The organism is Bradyrhizobium sp. 172, from assembly GCF_023101065.1.
Classification (GTDB): domain Bacteria; phylum Pseudomonadota; class Alphaproteobacteria; order Rhizobiales; family Xanthobacteraceae; genus Bradyrhizobium; species Bradyrhizobium canariense_D.
The window spans coordinates 5,266,321-5,282,180 of record NZ_CP064701.1 but is presented as its reverse complement, the minus strand read 5'-3'; the positions used below and the strand labels follow the sequence as shown (position 1 = coordinate 5,282,180).

The 15,860-nt window shown below is 65.6% G+C and carries 11 protein-coding genes; 4 read left to right on the top strand and 7 right to left on the bottom strand.

Translation table 11 applies throughout. From position 1 onward, the window contains the following. Window positions 1-14: 14 nt before the first annotated feature. The 4 genes from IVB07_RS25520 to IVB07_RS25505 all read left to right on the top strand — a co-directional run bounded on the left by IVB07_RS25520 (window position 15) and on the right by IVB07_RS25505 (window position 6,166). Window positions 15-695: a response regulator transcription factor gene (locus IVB07_RS25520; RefSeq protein ID WP_035969420.1), complete on the top strand. Its 681-nt coding sequence runs from the start codon at window positions 15-17 to the stop codon at window positions 693-695. Further along, the gene (locus IVB07_RS25515; RefSeq protein WP_247766734.1) at window positions 679-2,133 is read left to right on the top strand and encodes an ATP-binding protein; all 1,455 of its coding nucleotides are present in this window, start codon (window positions 679-681) and stop codon (window positions 2,131-2,133) included. Before IVB07_RS25520 ends, IVB07_RS25515 begins: the two co-directional genes overlap by 17 nt. Beyond that, on the top strand, window positions 2,130-5,120 hold the full coding sequence (locus IVB07_RS25510; protein WP_247300167.1) for a bifunctional [glutamine synthetase] adenylyltransferase/[glutamine synthetase]-adenylyl-L-tyrosine phosphorylase: 2,991 nt from the start codon (window positions 2,130-2,132) through the stop codon (window positions 5,118-5,120). The genes IVB07_RS25515 and IVB07_RS25510 overlap by 4 nt, the downstream gene beginning before the upstream one ends. Window positions 5,121-5,272: 152 nt before the next feature. After that, window positions 5,273-6,166 carry a LysR family transcriptional regulator gene (locus IVB07_RS25505; RefSeq protein WP_247766730.1) on the top strand — a complete coding sequence of 298 codons (894 nt, stop codon included), beginning with the start codon at window positions 5,273-5,275 and terminating at the stop codon, window positions 6,164-6,166. A 3-nt stretch (window positions 6,167-6,169) separates the two neighbouring features. On the opposite strand, the gene IVB07_RS25500 is transcribed toward IVB07_RS25505, so the two are convergent. From IVB07_RS25500 to IVB07_RS25470, 7 genes are all read right to left on the bottom strand, one after another. Beyond that, window positions 6,170-8,500 (bottom strand): PAS domain-containing sensor histidine kinase, encoded by a 2,331-nt coding sequence (locus IVB07_RS25500; RefSeq protein WP_018458565.1) that lies wholly within the window; start codon window positions 8,498-8,500, stop codon window positions 6,170-6,172. A 227-nt stretch (window positions 8,501-8,727) separates the two neighbouring features. Further along, a complete protein-coding gene (locus IVB07_RS25495; protein WP_085362399.1) occupies window positions 8,728-10,101 on the bottom strand; it encodes a cation-efflux pump in 1,374 nt (457 codons plus the stop codon). A gap of 214 nt (window positions 10,102-10,315) precedes the next feature. Next, complete coding sequence (locus IVB07_RS25490) at window positions 10,316-11,284, bottom strand: zinc-binding dehydrogenase (protein WP_018458567.1); 969 nt, start codon at window positions 11,282-11,284, stop codon at window positions 10,316-10,318. Between the two features lie 25 nt (window positions 11,285-11,309). Then, on the bottom strand, window positions 11,310-12,305 hold the full coding sequence (locus IVB07_RS25485) for a nitronate monooxygenase family protein (protein ID WP_247363426.1): 996 nt from the start codon (window positions 12,303-12,305) through the stop codon (window positions 11,310-11,312). Window positions 12,306-13,332: 1,027 nt separating this feature from the next. After that, window positions 13,333-13,980 (bottom strand): hypothetical protein, encoded by a 648-nt coding sequence (locus IVB07_RS25480; protein ID WP_085352311.1) that lies wholly within the window; start codon window positions 13,978-13,980, stop codon window positions 13,333-13,335. Between the two features lie 70 nt (window positions 13,981-14,050). Further along, window positions 14,051-14,251: a hypothetical protein gene (locus tag IVB07_RS25475; protein ID WP_007608336.1), complete on the bottom strand. Its 201-nt coding sequence runs from the start codon at window positions 14,249-14,251 to the stop codon at window positions 14,051-14,053. 183 nt (window positions 14,252-14,434) lie between these two features. Next, window positions 14,435-15,841: a hypothetical protein gene (locus IVB07_RS25470; RefSeq protein ID WP_018458570.1), complete on the bottom strand. Its 1,407-nt coding sequence runs from the start codon at window positions 15,839-15,841 to the stop codon at window positions 14,435-14,437. Window positions 15,842-15,860 lie beyond the last annotated feature (19 nt).

Here is a 15,860-nt window from a genome sequence, read left to right as displayed (position 1 = left end):
TTGCCGAACGCACGATGCGCCTCCTCATCATCGAAGACGACCGCGAATCCGCCGACTACCTCGTGAAGGCTTTTCGTGAGGTCGGGCACATTGCCGACCACGCCGCCGACGGCGAGGAAGGCCTTGCCATGGCCGAGAACGGCGATTACGACGTGCTGGTGGTCGACCGCATGCTGCCCAAGCGCGACGGCCTGTCGGTGATCGGCGCGCTCCGCGACAAGGACGATTCGACGCCAGTGCTGATTCTCTCGGCGCTCGGCCAGGTCGACGACCGCATCAAGGGCCTGCGCGCTGGCGGCGACGATTATCTGCCGAAACCCTATTCCTTCGCCGAGCTGTTGGCCCGGGTCGAGGTGCTGTCGCGCCGCCGCGGCGGTCCGGCCGAGGACACGCTGTACCGCGTCGGCGATCTCGAGCTCGACCGGCTCTCCCATCGCGTCGCGCGCGGCAAGGACGAGCTGACGCTCCAGCCGCGCGAATTCCGCCTGCTCGAATACCTCATGAAGCATGCGGGCCAGGTGGTGACCCGCACCATGCTGCTGGAGAACGTCTGGGACTATCATTTCGATCCGCAGACCAACGTCATCGACGTGCACATTTCGCGGCTGCGCTCCAAGATCGACAAGGGTTTTGAGCGGCCGCTGCTGCACACGATCCGCGGCGCGGGATACATGATCCGTGACGGCATTCGGTAAACTCGTCCGCACCACGGCATTCCGGCTGACGCTGGTCTATTTGCTGTTGTTCGCGATGTTCGCGGCCTCGCTGCTGGCCTATTTCGCCTGGAATACGCGGCGGCTGATCACCGAGGAGATCACGCAGACGGTCAATGCCGAGACCTCGGAGATCAGCGAGATCTACGGCCGCCGCGGCTTGCGCGCTCTCGTGCTCGCGATCGAGTACCGGGCGCTGCGTCCGGGTGCCAACCTCTATCTCGTGACGACGCCGACCGGGCAGGCGATCGCCGGCAATGTCGGCTCGCTGGCGCCCGGCGTGATGGCGAAGCGCGGCTGGTCCGAGACCGCCTACCGGCGTATCGAGGACACCGACGATCGCGACCACCTTGCGCTCGTCCGCGTCACCGAACTGGAAAACGGCTTCCGGCTTCTGATCGGACGCGATCTGGCCGAGCGGCGACGGCTGTTCGGCATCGTGGCGAAGGCCGCGCAATGGTCGATCCTGATCGTCGTTGTGCTCGGCCTGGGCGGCGGCATCTTTGTGGCGCGCAGGGTTTTGAGGCGCATTGATGCGATGAGCGGCACCGCCCATCGGATCATGACCGGCGATCTCAGCGAACGCCTGCCGGTAGGGCGCAGTGGCGACGAGCTCGACCGCCTCGCCGAAAATCTCAACGCCATGCTGGAGCGGATCGAGGCGCTGATGGCGGGGCTGAAGGAGGTCTCCGACAACATCGCCCACGATCTCAAGACGCCGCTGACGCGACTTCGCAACCGCGCCGAGGAGGCGCTGGCGAAATCCGGCGGCGAGGCCGATTACCGCGCCGCGCTGGAACGGACCATCGAGGAATCCGACGGGCTGATCCGTACCTTCAACGCGCTTCTGATGATCGCGCGCGCCGAGTCCGGGCAGGCGCGCGGCAACATGGATGATTTCGACGCGGCCGATGTCGCCAACGGCATTCACGAACTCTACGAGCCGCTGGCCGAAGACGACGGCATGACTTTGAAGGTCAGGTGCGAGCCGACCCCGGTTCACGCCAACCGCGAATTGATCAGCCAGGCCCTCGCCAATCTTGTCGAGAATGCGATCAAATACGGCAAGCCGGTCACGCAATCCGCGGGAACCGTGGTCAGCATGGAGGGCAGGCAGATCACGATCGAATCGAGGCGCGAGGGCGATCAGGTGCTGCTCAGCGTCACCGATCGCGGTCCCGGAATCCCCGAAGGCGACCGCAAGCATGTGGTGGAACGATTCGTGCGGCTGGAAGCGAGCCGCACGCTGCCTGGATCCGGCCTCGGTCTCAGTCTCGCCTCCGCGGTCGCGACATTGCATGGCGGTGAGTTAAGGTTGGGTGACGCCCAGCCCGGTCTTGTCGCCACGCTGGTGCTGCCGGCGCGCGCGGGCGACAGGGTTGCTCCGCCAATGCCGGATGTGCCACAGAAGGTGGCATGAACCACTCCGCGCCGGGAAACGCGGACAAGCATGGTGAGAGACTTGCCGCACGCTTCGCGGAGGCTCCCCATATTGCCGCTTCCGTCACCGACCAAGGACGTTTTGAAAGCTGGCTGGCCGAGCTCGAGCCAGCGCAATTCACCCGTCTTGAAACGCTGCTGGCTCACCGCTTCGCGCGGGACATCCTGGCCGGCATCGCGGAATTCTCGCCTTATCTGTTTGAGCTGCTGCGCGCTGATCCGCAGCGCCTGATCCGGCTGCTGGAATGCGATCCGGATGCGCATCTCGCCACGCTGATCGCGGAGGCGAACGGCGCCGTGCTCGCGGCATCCGATGAAGCCGAGGTGATGCGGCTGCTTCGCCGCATGAAGGCGGAGGCCGCGCTCCTGATCGCACTGTGCGACATCGGCGGGGTCTGGCCGGTGATGCGGGTGACCGCAGCGCTCACCGATCTCGCGGTGGCCTCGGTGCGGGCGGCGCTTCAATACCTCCTGCGGCAGGAAGCCGCGCGCGGCAAGCTCTCGCCGCCCAATCCCGAGGCGCCGGAGGAGGGCTGCGGGCTGATCGTGCTTGCGATGGGCAAGATGGGCGCAGGCGAGCTGAACTATTCCAGCGACATCGATCTCATCGTGTTCTTCGATCCCGACAATACGACGCTTGCCGCGGATATCGAACCCCAGCCGTTCTTCGTGAGGGTGACGCAGGGGATGGCACGCATTCTCCAGCAGCGCACTTATGACGGCTACGTCTTCCGCGTCGATCTGCGCCTGCGTCCCGATCCATCCTCGACGCAGGTGGCGATTTCGCGCGATGCCGCGCTGAACTATTATGAGCGGGAAGGGCGTACCTGGGAGCGCGCCGCGATGATCAAGGCGCGAGTCTGCGCCGGCGATCCCAGGGCGGGCGCGGCGCTACTCGCGGAGATCGCGCCCTTCGTCTGGCGCAAGCATCTCGACTTTGCCGCGCTTGCCGACGTTCACGACATGAAGCGGCAGATGCAGACCTATCGCGGCCAGAGCGAGGTTGCGGTCGAAGGGCATAACGTGAAGGTCGGGCGCGGCGGAATCCGCGAGATCGAGTTCTTCGCCCAGACCCAGCAATTGATCGCCGGGGGGCGACATCCCGAACTGCGTGTGCGGCCGACGCTCGCCGCGCTCGGCGTGCTTGCTTCCAGCAACTGGATCACGGTTTCGGCGCGTGACGAGCTGACCACGGCCTACCAATTCCTGCGCCGGGTCGAGCATCGCCTCCAGATGATCGCAGACGAGCAGACCCACACGCTGCCCGAGGACAAGGAGGCGGTCGAGCGTTTCGCCTGGTTCTTCGGCTATCCGGATCGCGAGGCCTTTGCCCGCGACCTTCTGCGGCAGCTCGAGATCGTCCAGGGCCACTACGAAAAACTGTTCGAAGGCGACGATCCGACCGGCACGGCCAAGCTGCCGGCGCTCGACTACAGTGCGGGTCCCGACGATCCGCGGCTGCTTCAGTATCTGGCCACGCTCGGCTTCAAGAAGCCTGCCGCCGTCGCGCAGACCGTGCGTGACTGGATCACCGGCGAGTACCGCGTGTTCCGCGTCGAAGCGACGCGCAACGCATTCGTCGAATTCGTGCCGGCTCTCATCGACGGTCTCGCTCATGCCGAGGAGCCGGATCGGGCCGTCGTGGCGTTCGACCATTTCCTTGGAGCGCTTCAGCGCGGCGGCCGGCTGATCACGCTGCTCGGGCAGAACCGCGATCTCGTCGCACTGGTCGCCCTGGTGCTGGGCGCGGCGCCCCGACTCGGCGAGATGCTGGCGCGGCAGCCGCAGCTCATGGACGGCCTGATCGATCCGCGCTTCTTCGGTGCCATGCCCGACAGGCAGGAATTGTCGGGGCGGCTTGCGAGCACGGTGCAGGATGCCGGCTCTTACGAAGAGTTCCTCGACCGCCTGCGCCTGTTCGGGCAGGAGAGCCTGTTCCTGATCGGCACGCGCATTCTCTCGGGCACGGTCTCGGCGCAGCAAGCGAGCACGGCCTTTGCTGACGTCGCCGAGGGCATCGTCCATACCGTGCATGGCCTCGTCGCCGACCGCTTCGCCGCCCAGCATGGCCGGATCAAGGGGCAGGAGACCGCGATCATCGCGATGGGCCGGCTCGGCAGCCGCGAGATGACCGCGTCGTCCGATCTCGACCTGATCCTGCTTTACGATTTCGACGGCGACAGTCCGGACTCCGACGGTGCGAAGTCGCTGCAAGGTGCACATTACTTCGCGCGTTTCACCCAACGCCTGATCAGCGCGTTCACGACGCGCACCAATTACGGAGTGCTCTACGAGATCGACATGCGGCTGCGCCCCTCGGGGCGTGCCGGCCCTGTGGCCTCGAGCCTCGTCTCGTTCGCGGACTACCAGGCCAACGAGGCCTGGACCTGGGAGCACATGGCGCTGACGCGCGCGCGCGTCGTGTCCGCTTCGCCCGAATTCCGGGAACGGATCGAGCGCGTCATCCGCGATGTCCTGACCCGCCGCCGCGATCCCGGAATCATCGCCAACGATGTTGCCGACATGCGGCGCGCGATCGCCCAGGAGAAGGGCGAGGCCGATTGCTGGGATCTCAAATATGCCGCCGGCGGCATGGTCGACATCGATTTCATCGCGCAATATCTCCAGCTCGTGCATGCGCACGAGAAGCCGGAGATTCTCGACGCCGGCACCATGCAGGTGCTGGAAAATGCATGCAGGCTGGGCGTGCTGGCGCAATCGGAGACCGAGATATTGCGGGCCGCGGCGCGGCTGTATCACGACCTGACGCAGATCCTGCGGCTCTGCGTCAGCGACCGGTTCAAGCCGGAGACCGCCGGCACCGACCTTCTGCGCGTGATGGCACGCGCCGGCGATGCGCCGCATTTCTCCTCGCTGGAGGCGCGCGTGAAGGAGACGCAGAGCGAGGTGCGCCGTGTCTTCAGGGCGCTGCTGGAAGGGACGTCGTCGTCGGCTTCAGCGAGGTGAGCGCCTCCCGCACGTTCGGCTCCAAGCCCGCGCCGCGGGCGTCGCGGCGACGCGCTGGATGCAGCGCTAGGCATTCGTGGCGGTTTTTGCGTGTCGCAAGGGGTAGGGCATGCTAGCTTGCATGCCACCATACGATCCGAGGGAACGAACGGTTGCTCGACAAGCTTGAACTATTGCTGGCGCTGGCGAAGGAACGGCATTTCGGCCGGGCCGCCGAAATGTGCGGCGTGACGCAACCGACGATGTCGACCGGGCTGAAGCAGCTCGAGGAGATCCTCGGCGTGATGTTGGTCCAGCGCGGCTCCCGCTTCCAGGGTTTTACGCCGGAAGGCGAGCGGGCGCTGGATTGGGCGCGGCGGATCGTGGGCGATGCCCGCGCGATGCGTGACGAGATCAACGGGCTGAAGCATCAGCTCTCCGGCGAGATCCGAATTGCGGCAATCCCGACCGTGCTCGGTATGGTCGCTGCGCTGACGACGCCGTTCCGCGCCAGGCATCCCGAGGTGCGTTTCCGCATCCAGTCCACCACCTCATCCGAGGTGCTGGGGTTGCTCGAGAATCTCGAGGTGGATGCAGGCCTGACCTATATCGAGAACGAGCCGATCGGCAAGGTGCGCACCATTCCGCTCTACAGCGAGAGCTATCGTCTGCTCACCGCGCCGGATGGAATGTTCGGTGATCGCGAGACGGTGACGTGGCGGGAGGTCGGACAGGTGCCGCTGTGCCTGCTGACGCGCGACATGCAGAACCGCCGCATCATCGACCGCGCGTTACGTTCGGTCGGCGCCGAGGCGACGCCGACCTTGACCTCGAATTCGCTGCTGGTGCTGTTCACGCATGTGAAGACGGGGCGCTGGGCCAGCGTGATGCCGGCCAAGCTCGCCGAGACGCTCGGCCTGTCCGATACGGTGCGCTCGATCCCGATCATCGATCCCGATGTCAATTACAGCATCGGCATGGTGATCCCGCAGCGTGATCCGATGACGCCGCTGATCGCGGCGCTGGTCAATGTCGCGCGAGAAGTCGCGCCGTCGCTGCAATCGTAGAATTCAGGCCGCGGCCGATATTCCGGACGCCGACTTGATCGCGTTGCGGGGCAGGGTGACGCGCACGACGGTGCCGACCTCGAGTTTGGAGCGCAGCCGCATCGAGCCGCCATGAAGCTGCGCCAGCGAGCGGGCGATCGCCAACCCCAGTCCCGAGCCGTGATAGGTCTTGGTGAGCTGGCTCTCGACTTGCTCGAAGGGGCGGCCGAGCCGCGCCAGCGAATGCGGCGCGATGCCGATGCCGGTGTCGGCGATCATCAGCACGATCCTGTCGTCGAGCTGCCGGCTGCGCACCACGATGCGTCCGCCGTCGGGCGTGAACTTCACGGCGTTGGAGAGCAAATTGACGATGATCTGCTTGGTGGCGCGACGGTCGGCGACGACGGAGATGGACTTTGCGATGTCGGCGTCGAGCGTCAGGTGCTTGTCCTGCGCGCGGCCGGTGACGACCCGCAGGGATTCCGCCAGCGTCTGCGCCAGGTCGAGCTCTTCCATGTCGAGCTTCATGCGGCCGGCCTCGATCTTGGACATGTCGAGGATGTCGTTGATGACTTCGAGCAGGTAATGCCCGCTGGTCAGGATGTCGTGGCAGTATTCCTGGTACTTCTCCGAGCCGAGCTCGCCGAACATGCCCGAGCCCATGATTTCGGAAAAGCCGATGATCGCGTTCAGCGGCGTGCGCAGCTCGTGGCTCATATTGGCGAGGAATTTCGACTTGGTCTGGTTGGCTTCCTCGGCGCGGGTCTTCTCGCGCTGGTATTTCTCGGCGAGATCGGCGAGTTCGCCCGCCTGGCGCTCCAGGGCTGCCTGCGAGCGCTTAAGGTCGATGACGGTGGCGCGCAGGCGTAGATCGTTGTCGACCAGCTTCTGCTCGTGCTCCTTGATGCGGGTGATGTCGGTGCCGACCGAGACGTAGCCGCCGTCCTTGGTGCGGCGCTCGCTGATGTGCAGCCAGCTGCCGTCGTCGAGCTGCGCCTCGAAGGTCCGCGCACCGGGGCCCTGGCTCGCAGTCTCGTTGTGCCGGGTGCGAACCTCCGGCATGCGGCCGACCTCCAGCACGGTCTCGTAGGAGGTGCCGGGGATGACGGCGCTGTCGGGCAGCTTGTGCAGGCGCTGGAAGTGCGAATTGCAGAGCACCAAGCGGTCGCTGGCGTCCCACAGGACGAAGGCTTCGGGAATGGTCTCGATCGCGTCGCGCAGGCGCAAATCGGCTTCCACGGTCCGCTCGGCGAGGCTCTTCTGCTCGGTGATGTCGACCGCGATCCCGATCAGGTGAACGCTGGAATCGGTCGCGCCGCTGGTCTTCTCGCAGCGGACGCGGAGCCAGATCCAGTGGCCGTCGACATGCTGCATGCGGAAGGTCTGGTCGATGTGGTCGATCTTCTCGGAGATGAGCTGGTCGGCGATCTCGAACAGGTCGATGTCGTCGGACTTCACCAGCGCGTTGACCTCGCCGAAGGTGAGGAGCTCGTTGCGGCCGTCGAGGCCGAGCATTGAAAACATTGACTGCGACCAGAAGATGCGGCCGCGCGACAGGTCCCAGTCCCACAGCCCGCAGCGGCCGCGGTTGAGCGCGGTGTCGATCCGGCCGCGCACGGCGTCGTTGATCAGGTCGCCCTCGCGGGCACGGGTGGACTGCCAGTGGAAGGCGAAGCCGAGGATCAGGACCACGAAGCCGGTGGTGGCCGACAGCGTCACCGATAGCGCGGCGTCCGAGCCCCAGATCGGCTCGTTGCGCTCCTGGATCACGGTCACGAAGCCGGGCAACGATTTGATCTGCCGCGCGGTCGCCATTGCGGCGTTGCCGTTCGGCAGCGTCATATCGGAGATGTTGTCGTCGCGCGGCGGTGCCGCCAGCAGTTGCGCCGTCGTGATTGCGTCGAGCAGGCGGTCGTTGCCCGAGGGATCGCTGTCGATCGGGATGCGAGCGAGGATGCGGCGGTCGATTCCAGCCGAGGTGACGATGACGTGGCGGCCCGAGGCGGTGCCCCAGGTTGGAATGAGGTCGGGCAGCAACGCCGGGAGGCTCTCGATGTTCTTCAGCCGCTCCTGTCGCCCGGAGGTGAGGCGGTCGATACGCTCGGCGAGCAGGTCGGCGAGCGCCGAGATGTCGTGGCGGATCACCAGCCGCTTCTGGCGCGTCTGGTCGACGACCTGCACGAACGCGCCGAGGCAGATCGTGATCAGGAATGCGATGATGAGCGTCGGCACGGCGCGGCGCAGCGCAGGCTCCGCTATCAGGAGCCGATGATAGGCAGGTTTCGCGATCGATTGCGCCAATCCTTTGATCGAATCGGATTGGACGCACGCGTTCGCGGCGTCTGCACGCGACATGCCTAAAGCCCCCTGGAAACCTGCTTGCAACTGGACTTCGGAAGCAGCCCCACATCGCTTCCGAATCATGGTCGATTTGAATCCAGATTTCGCGGGCTGTCGAGAGTCAACGAATCGTTAACGCGAATTTATTCTTATCCAACGCGCAGTTTGTGCGTCGTGCGTCCGCAAACTTACGTGCGCGGCGAGTCCGAAACGAGAACGTGTGACTCCTCGCACATTCTCTGTCACGCGCGCGGCGGTTCGGCGTGACTGATGACGCGCTTCACGCTCGGGAACGCGCGCCGCAGCGCGCGCTCGATCGCATCGACATGCTCGTGCACCTTGATCACGCTCATCGACGGCTCGGCGCGGCAGTGGAAATTCACGATCTCGCCGGCGTCGGTGTTGCGGACGCGAACATTATGGATGTCGTGGATCTCGCCGCTGGCGGCATATTCCGTCAAGGCTGCGGCGATGGCCCGCACCCGTTCCGGTTCGGCATCGACCCCGAACGGCAGTTCCGGTTCCAGCGGCTCGATGTGGACGTCGACCTCGACATCTGCGCCGAACTCTTCCTGGATGTTGCGTTCCAGCGTGTTGGCGACGTCATGGGCGGCGTAGAGCTGCATCCCCCCGTCGACCTCGAGGTCGATGCTGACGATCAGCTTGGCGCCGAGATCGTGCACGGTGACGTGGTGGATGGCGAGGCCCGAATTGTGGGCGATGACCATGATGCGGTCGCGCACGGTCTCGTTGTCGCGCGCCACGGGGACTGCGGTGAAGGTGAGGTCGGTATCGCCGAAGGCCGTCTCGACGGCTGCTTGCGCGTTGCGCTTGATGTCCTCGACCCGGTCGATGGGGTAGGTCCGCGGCACCTTTGCGATCGTGTCGATAAACGTGGTGGCACCGACCATGCGCACGCGGAGCCGCTCGATGTCGATCACGCCCGGCACGCTGCGGATCGCGGCCGTGGCCGTCTCATGCGCGCCTTCCGGAGCGCGGTCCACCAGCGTCTGCACGGTCGAGCCGGCCATGCGCAGGCCGAGCAGGGCGATCATCACGGCCACTGCGGCGGCGGCAGCCGCGTCGCCCCACCAGAAGCCGAGGCCGGCGAGGATCAGGCCCACGATCACGGCGAACGAGCCCATCACGTCGGAGGCGAAATGCAGCGCATCGGCGGCGAGCGCCTGGCTCCTGGTCTCCCGTGCGGCACGGTGCAGGGCACGGGCGCGCCAGAAATTGACGGCGATGTCGATCACCAGCACGACGAAAGGGACGGCGGAGATCGTCGGCGGCGCAACTCCCTCTCGGAGATGGCTGTAGGACTGGACCAGGATTCCACCGGCGAGCACGTAGAGCAGGGCGGTGACGCCCAGTGCCGAGACACTTTCGAGCTTGCCGTGGCCGTAATGATGCTCTTCGTCCGCCGGCTTGTCGGACACCCGCACCACCGCCCAGGTGATGATGGTGGCGACCAGGTCGATCGACGAATGCAGCGCCTCGGAGATTAGCGCCAGCGAGCCGATCGCGATCCCGACCGCGAACTTGGCCGCCGCCATGCCGCCGCTGGCGAATATCGAGATCGCTGCGACTGAGGTCTTGTTGTGTTGGGAGCTCATGGCGGGGATTTAGCAAGCCGCGGGTGAACATCAAGCGACGATCCACAGGCGTAGACGCTAGTGAGTTGCAGGAGCAGGTGAACTCCGTCGTGCCCGGACTTGTCCCGGGCATCCACGTTCTTCGGAGCGACAAAGACGTGGACGGCCGGGACAAGCCCGGCCATGACGAGTGGAGAGACTGGTGCGCTGCCGCTCTCTCTGGTCGTCGCGGCCACTACACCGTCACGACGATCTTCCCCAGGTGCTTGTTGGCCTCCATGTGCTCGAAGGCCTTGTCGATGTCGTCGAAGGCAAACACCTTGTCGATCGGCAGCTGCAGCTTTCGCGACTCGACGGCGCCCCAGATGTCCTTGCGGACCTCCTCAAAAATCTCACGGACCTCCGCGACGGTGCGGGTGCGGAAGGTGACGCCGACATAATCGATGCGGCGGGCCGCGTGCAGGTCGAAGTTGAAATCGGCATGGGTGCCGCCGAGCCGGCCGACATTGACGATGCAACCCTTGACCTTGGTCGCCGCGAGGTTCTGGTTCGCGACCTTGCCCGAGACCTGGTCGACGATGAGGTCGACACCTTCGCCGTTCGTCGCCTTCAGCACCTCGTCGACCCATGAGGGGTCAGAGGAGTCGACCGCAAGATCGGCGCCATACTCCTTCAGCCGGCTGCGGCGATAAGCATCGGTCGAGGAGCCGATCACGAGCCTGGCGCCCTTGAGCTTCGCAATCTGCATCGCCATCAGGCCGACGCCGGAGCTTGCGCCCTGGATCAGCACGGCTTGCCCGGGCTGCACGCCGCCGATGGTGACGACGGCGTTGTGCATGGTCGCGAGTGCGACGGGCAGGGTGGCGGCTTCCTCGAAGTTCATGTTCGAGGGCGCGTGGAAAAGCCGGCCGTGATCGGCCAGCGTGTATTCGGCAAACGCCGCGCCGCCCGAGCCCATGATGCGGTCGCCGACCTTGAGGCCCTTGGCATCCGGTCCGAGCGCGGCGACCTCGCCGGCCCATTCCATGCCGAGCACGGTGCCGGCGCCGCCGGCCGCGCCATGGGCGTGGCCCTTGCGCATGCCGGTGTCGGCGCGATTGAGGCCACAGGCGCGGACCCGGACCAGCACCTGCGTGCCTTCAGGCTTTGGTTGAGCGACGTCGGAAATCGTAGCGCCACCAGGGCCGTAGACATAAGCCTTCATGAATTGCTCTCGCTTCTTGCAGTGATTATTCAGCAGCCTGCGCTGTCGGATGAACGATCATGCCTTCGAGCCGGCTGCGGATGATGGCCTCCGCTTCGCGCACGATGCGGGAGATCAGTTCCGCGCAGGTCGGGATGTCCTGGATCAGGCCCTGGACCTGGCCCGACGACCAGATGCCTTCGTCCGAGTTGCCGGTCGCGTAGACCATCTTGCCGCGGGCGCCCGCGACGAGTTCGCGGATGTCCTCGAACTTGGCGCCTTCCTTCTCCATCGCTACGACCTTGGTCGAGATCTCGTTCCTGGCGACGCGGGAGGTGTTGCGCATGGTGCGGAAGATCAGCTCGGTTTCGCGCTCGTCATTGGCCACGATCTTCTCCTTGATGAGCTGATGAATGGGGCTCTCTTTGGTCGCCATGAAGCGGGTGCCCATGTTGATGCCTTCGGCGCCGAGCGCCAGTGCGGCGACGAGGCCGCGGGCGTCGGCAAAGCCGCCGGAGGCGATCATCGGGATCTTGATCTTGTTGGCGGCGGCCGGGATTAGGATCAGGCCGGGGGTGTCGTCCTCGCCGGGATGGCCGGCGCATTCGAACCCGTCGATCGAGATGGCGTCGACGCCCATGCGCTCGGCCGAGAGCCCGTGACGGACGCTAGTGCATTTGTGCACGACCTTGACGCCGTGCTTCTTGAACTCGTCGACATGCTCCTGCGGCTTGTTGCCGGCGGTTTCGACCACCTTGATGCCGCTCTCGATGATGGCGGCGCGATATTCGGCATAAGGCGGCGGCTTGATTGCGGGCAGGATGGTGAGGTTGACGCCAAACGGCTTGTCGGTGAGATCGCGGCAGCGGGCGATCTCCTTCCTGAGGTCCTCCGGTGTCGGCTGGGTCAGCGCCGTGATGAAGCCGAGCGCGCCGGCATTGGCGACGGCGGCGACCAGCTCGGCGCGCCCGACCCACTGCATGCCGCCCTGGACGATCGGGTGCTCGACTCCGACGAGCTTGGTGAACCGTGTCTGCAGCATGATCTGTTTCCCCGCTTGCGTGGCGCTCTTTTATCGGTCGATGCCGGCAGGATGCCGCCCGGGTCGGGAAAAGTCTATTGCGAGGGCGTGCGGTGGAGGCGGGGCGATCATGCGGGGAGTGGGGGGATTCCGTGAGGCGGATAATTGACGCGGGCTCGTGTCCCGGACGCGCTGCAACGCCTCTTCGCGTTGCCGCGCAGAGCCGCGACCCATGCCCAGCGAGCGCTCTGAAAGATGGGCGCCGGCTCTGCAGCGCACCGTCGAACCGGACGATGCTTCGCTCTGCCGGGGGATGCTGCGCTGCGTCCGGGGCACGGACGCACAATCTTCCGATCAATCTCGATCCGACTTGCAAACAGCAGACGCATCTTCGCATCCTCGCGGCGCATTTCGCCCGAGCTTTGCCTGATCGCATCGCCCTCGTCGTGACAAGGGCGCAGGGAAGGCCGGGCGCCCGCTGGCACCCGCAAGTCCGTGCGCCAGAAGAATGCACACGGGGTGGACCACAGGTCAGCCAATCGCCCGGCCTTCCCTGCGCGGTGGTTTACGGCTTACTTCGTGCTCTCCCCGGGGAGCGATGCACTATTGCCCCCGTCGCCCCGCAGATGGCTGATGCAAGCGCCCGGTCGGGCAGCACGCATCACCACAGGACTTGACGCACAGACCCCGGGCGTCAGGACCACACGACTTCGCCGTCCGCGCACGTCCTCGCTGGGTCTTCGGGAGCTGGCGTGTGCTCGCACCCGAAGCCATGCGAAGACGCTGTCGGCGCCGTGTCGTAGGCGCGAAAGCCTGTGCTCACGGTTTCCCGCCCTGCAAGGCTCGCCGCGCCCGACGCCGTCGCGTCCATCGCTGCCCCACCCGCGGTCCGTGACGATCGCGATCCGCCCCTTGTCCCGGGTCAGGGTGTGTCGTAGGTGCGCCAAATCCGAATTTCGGTAAAGTGGAATATTTTGGCAGACGGGGATTGACAGGCGGCGCGCGAAATTTGTGCGGCTGTTTTGCCCGACGGGCGAACCCTGCCGGGCTATTCCGTCGACAGCCGCACCATCTGGCGGCCGCCGTTCATTTCCTTGAGGCTGTTGACGAAGTTTTCGGGGCGCTGCCAGCGGTAGGGGACCTTCAATCCCATGTACTCGGCGATGTCGCCGATGAAGCCGGTGCAATTGGTGGTCTCGGCGTTCCAGACCGGCGAGCTCGCCTGCAATTTCTTGATATAGGCAAACACGCGCTTGGCGTCGGCTTCGTTCAGATATACGCGGTAGTTCGCGGTCAGATACTCCGGGTCGAGATCGCCGTAGCTCGCGCCGGTCTCCGCCGGCACCCAGGTGAGGTGACCAAGCACATAGGCCCAGGTGTCGCCGGCGGGCGTGAGCCCTGCCACTTCGACGGCGCGCTCGCTGGTCTTGCCGTACCAGACGAAGGCGTGGCCCCAGCTCGCCGCCGTGCGGGCGCGGAAATCGACGTAGTACGGACCTTTTTCCGCGCGCGCGACCGGGCGCCGGGTCGATGGCGCCGGCCGTGATACGGTGTCGGTCGTGGCAAGCGCGTTTGCGTCAGCAACGCGCTTGTTCGCTTCGTGGGCCGAGGCCGAAGGTGTCGTACACGCGAGCATGGCCGCGAGCGCGAATCCCGCAAGGATGCAGGGTCCCGATCGATCAGGTTTGTTCGTCACGCTGTGCCCCTCGACTGTCGGCCACTCACGCAGAGTCTACGCTTGCTTCTGCGGGTATTTCGCTAACGCGTCAGTAGCGCGCTGCGACGGGGCCGGGCGCCTTGCCGATCGGGGCCTTTCCAACCGGGCTCTTGCCAATCGGCATCTTGCCGATCGGCGCCTGCTCCGAATAGACGGGAACGGGCTGCCGGCGCGGCAGATCCGCGGCATTCGCGACCGTTACCAGAGCAAGCGTAGCACCCACGACAAATACAATCTTCTTCACAGTCATACCCCTAGAAGGTTTGGTCCAAACACGGCACCGCCGTGCCCCCAGACACGCCTCACAGAAGGGCGGCCGAATGCGTCCACAGTGCGGCATCGGCGCGACATGTTGGCGGCATCTGCCGGCCGCGCGGAGATGTGATGTGTCTGGATGTTTCGGCGCGCTCTGCCCAGCCTACGCGACTCGGCCTCACCCGATCCCGTTCAGGCTGTTCCTGATCGTCGAGAAGATGCCGCCGATGTCTTTTCGCAAACCGTCGAGCGCGTTGAAACTGTCGAAGATGCGGGCGAGGCGGTCTTCGACCTCGCGTTTGCTCTTGGTCAGCGCGTCGACGCGCGAGGCGAGGGTGACGTCGCCGTTTGCCTCGATCTCGCCGACGGTTTTGGCGAGGAGGTCGTGCGTCGTGCCGACGTCCGCGATCATGGCCTCGATTCCGAACACGGGCGCCTTCAGCGGGACGAGGTCAGCCTGCGACTTCGACAGCTCTGTCTTGAAGGCGTTCAGCGTCGCCAGCGTTTCCTGTAACGCACCGAGGCGCTGGCGCGACTGGAGAACAAAATCGTTCAACGCATTCTGGCGGTCGGCAAGCGTCTTGCCCTCGGCGTCGATCTCGACACGGGCGAGCGAGCGTTCGAGCTGGGCCCGGCGCTCGCCGAGCTCTTCGAAGTCGAGCCCGATGCCTTTCAGGATGTGGAAGCTGTCGTCGATGCGGGCCAGGCGCTGCTCGATCTCGATCTTGTTCTTCGACAGCGTCTCGACGCGGGCGCCGAGCGGTGCTTCGCCGCCGGTTTCGAGCTCGTCGACGCTCTTGGCGAGGCGCTCATGGCTGAGGCTCAGCTCGCCGATCAACGCATTGAGGCCAGCGTCCGACGCGCGCAGCGGCACCAGCTCAGCGTGGGACTTCGCTAGATCGTCCTTGTACTGGTTCAGGGTCGCAAAGGTGTCCTGGACCGCGCCGACCCGGGACAGCAGCGTCGATACGTCGCCCGCGATGTCCTTGAGCCGGTCGGCGAGGTTGTTCTTGCGGTCGTCGGTCTCGAGGTCGTGCAGCGAGCGTTCGAGCTGGTTCTGGCGGTCGCGGATCTCAGTGAAAACCGGCTCGACCGCGCGGCGCTGCTCGGCGATCTTGCCGACCATATCGCGCAATTCCTGCTGGCGGCGGCGGATTTCGGCGAGCTGGTCGTGCATGTCGGTGGATTCGTTGCGGCCCCGCTGCAGCAGGGCGCGCTGCTCGGTCTCGCCCAGCTTGTCGTGCAGGGCGGAAACGGCCTCCCGGGGATCGCTCTCGATCAGGTGCTGGACGGTGGCGTCGAGGTGGTTCTGCAGGGCGTGGGCGACGACCACGTCCTCGCGGGTCTTCTTGAGGCGGTCGCGCAATGTGTCGAGGCGCCGGTCCTGGCGCGAGAGCCGCCAGGCGGAGGCGCCGATCAGTGCCAACGCCAAGGCCAGGATCGCGCCGGTCGCAACACGCTGCGGGACGGGCAGGCCTCCGAACCAGGCAGGCAGGTGGCCGACATCGTAACCGAGCGCCTGCTGGGCGAAGATCGCGATGGCAGTGAGCAGAACAAACCAGGCAACCAGGAAAAACAGCCACATCGTGACTTCCTCACGCCGG

Coding starts and splice junctions, on each gene's coding strand:
- IVB07_RS25470 (WP_018458570.1), bottom strand. CDS start 15,841: ATGTGGCTGTTTTTCCTGGTTGCCTGGTTTGTTCTGCTCACTGCCATC.
- IVB07_RS25475 (WP_007608336.1), bottom strand. CDS start 14,251: ATGACTGTGAAGAAGATTGTATTTGTCGTGGGTGCTACGCTTGCTCTG.
- IVB07_RS25490 (WP_018458567.1), bottom strand. CDS start 11,284: ATGAAGGCTTATGTCTACGGCCCTGGTGGCGCTACGATTTCCGACGTC.
- IVB07_RS25500 (WP_018458565.1), bottom strand. CDS start 8,500: ATGTCGCGTGCAGACGCCGCGAACGCGTGCGTCCAATCCGATTCGATC.
- IVB07_RS25485 (WP_247363426.1), bottom strand. CDS start 12,305: ATGCTGCAGACACGGTTCACCAAGCTCGTCGGAGTCGAGCACCCGATC.
- IVB07_RS25510 (WP_247300167.1), top strand. CDS start 2,130: ATGAACCACTCCGCGCCGGGAAACGCGGACAAGCATGGTGAGAGACTT.
- IVB07_RS25495 (WP_085362399.1), bottom strand. CDS start 10,101: ATGAGCTCCCAACACAACAAGACCTCAGTCGCAGCGATCTCGATATTC.
- IVB07_RS25520 (WP_035969420.1), top strand. CDS start 15: ATGCGCCTCCTCATCATCGAAGACGACCGCGAATCCGCCGACTACCTC.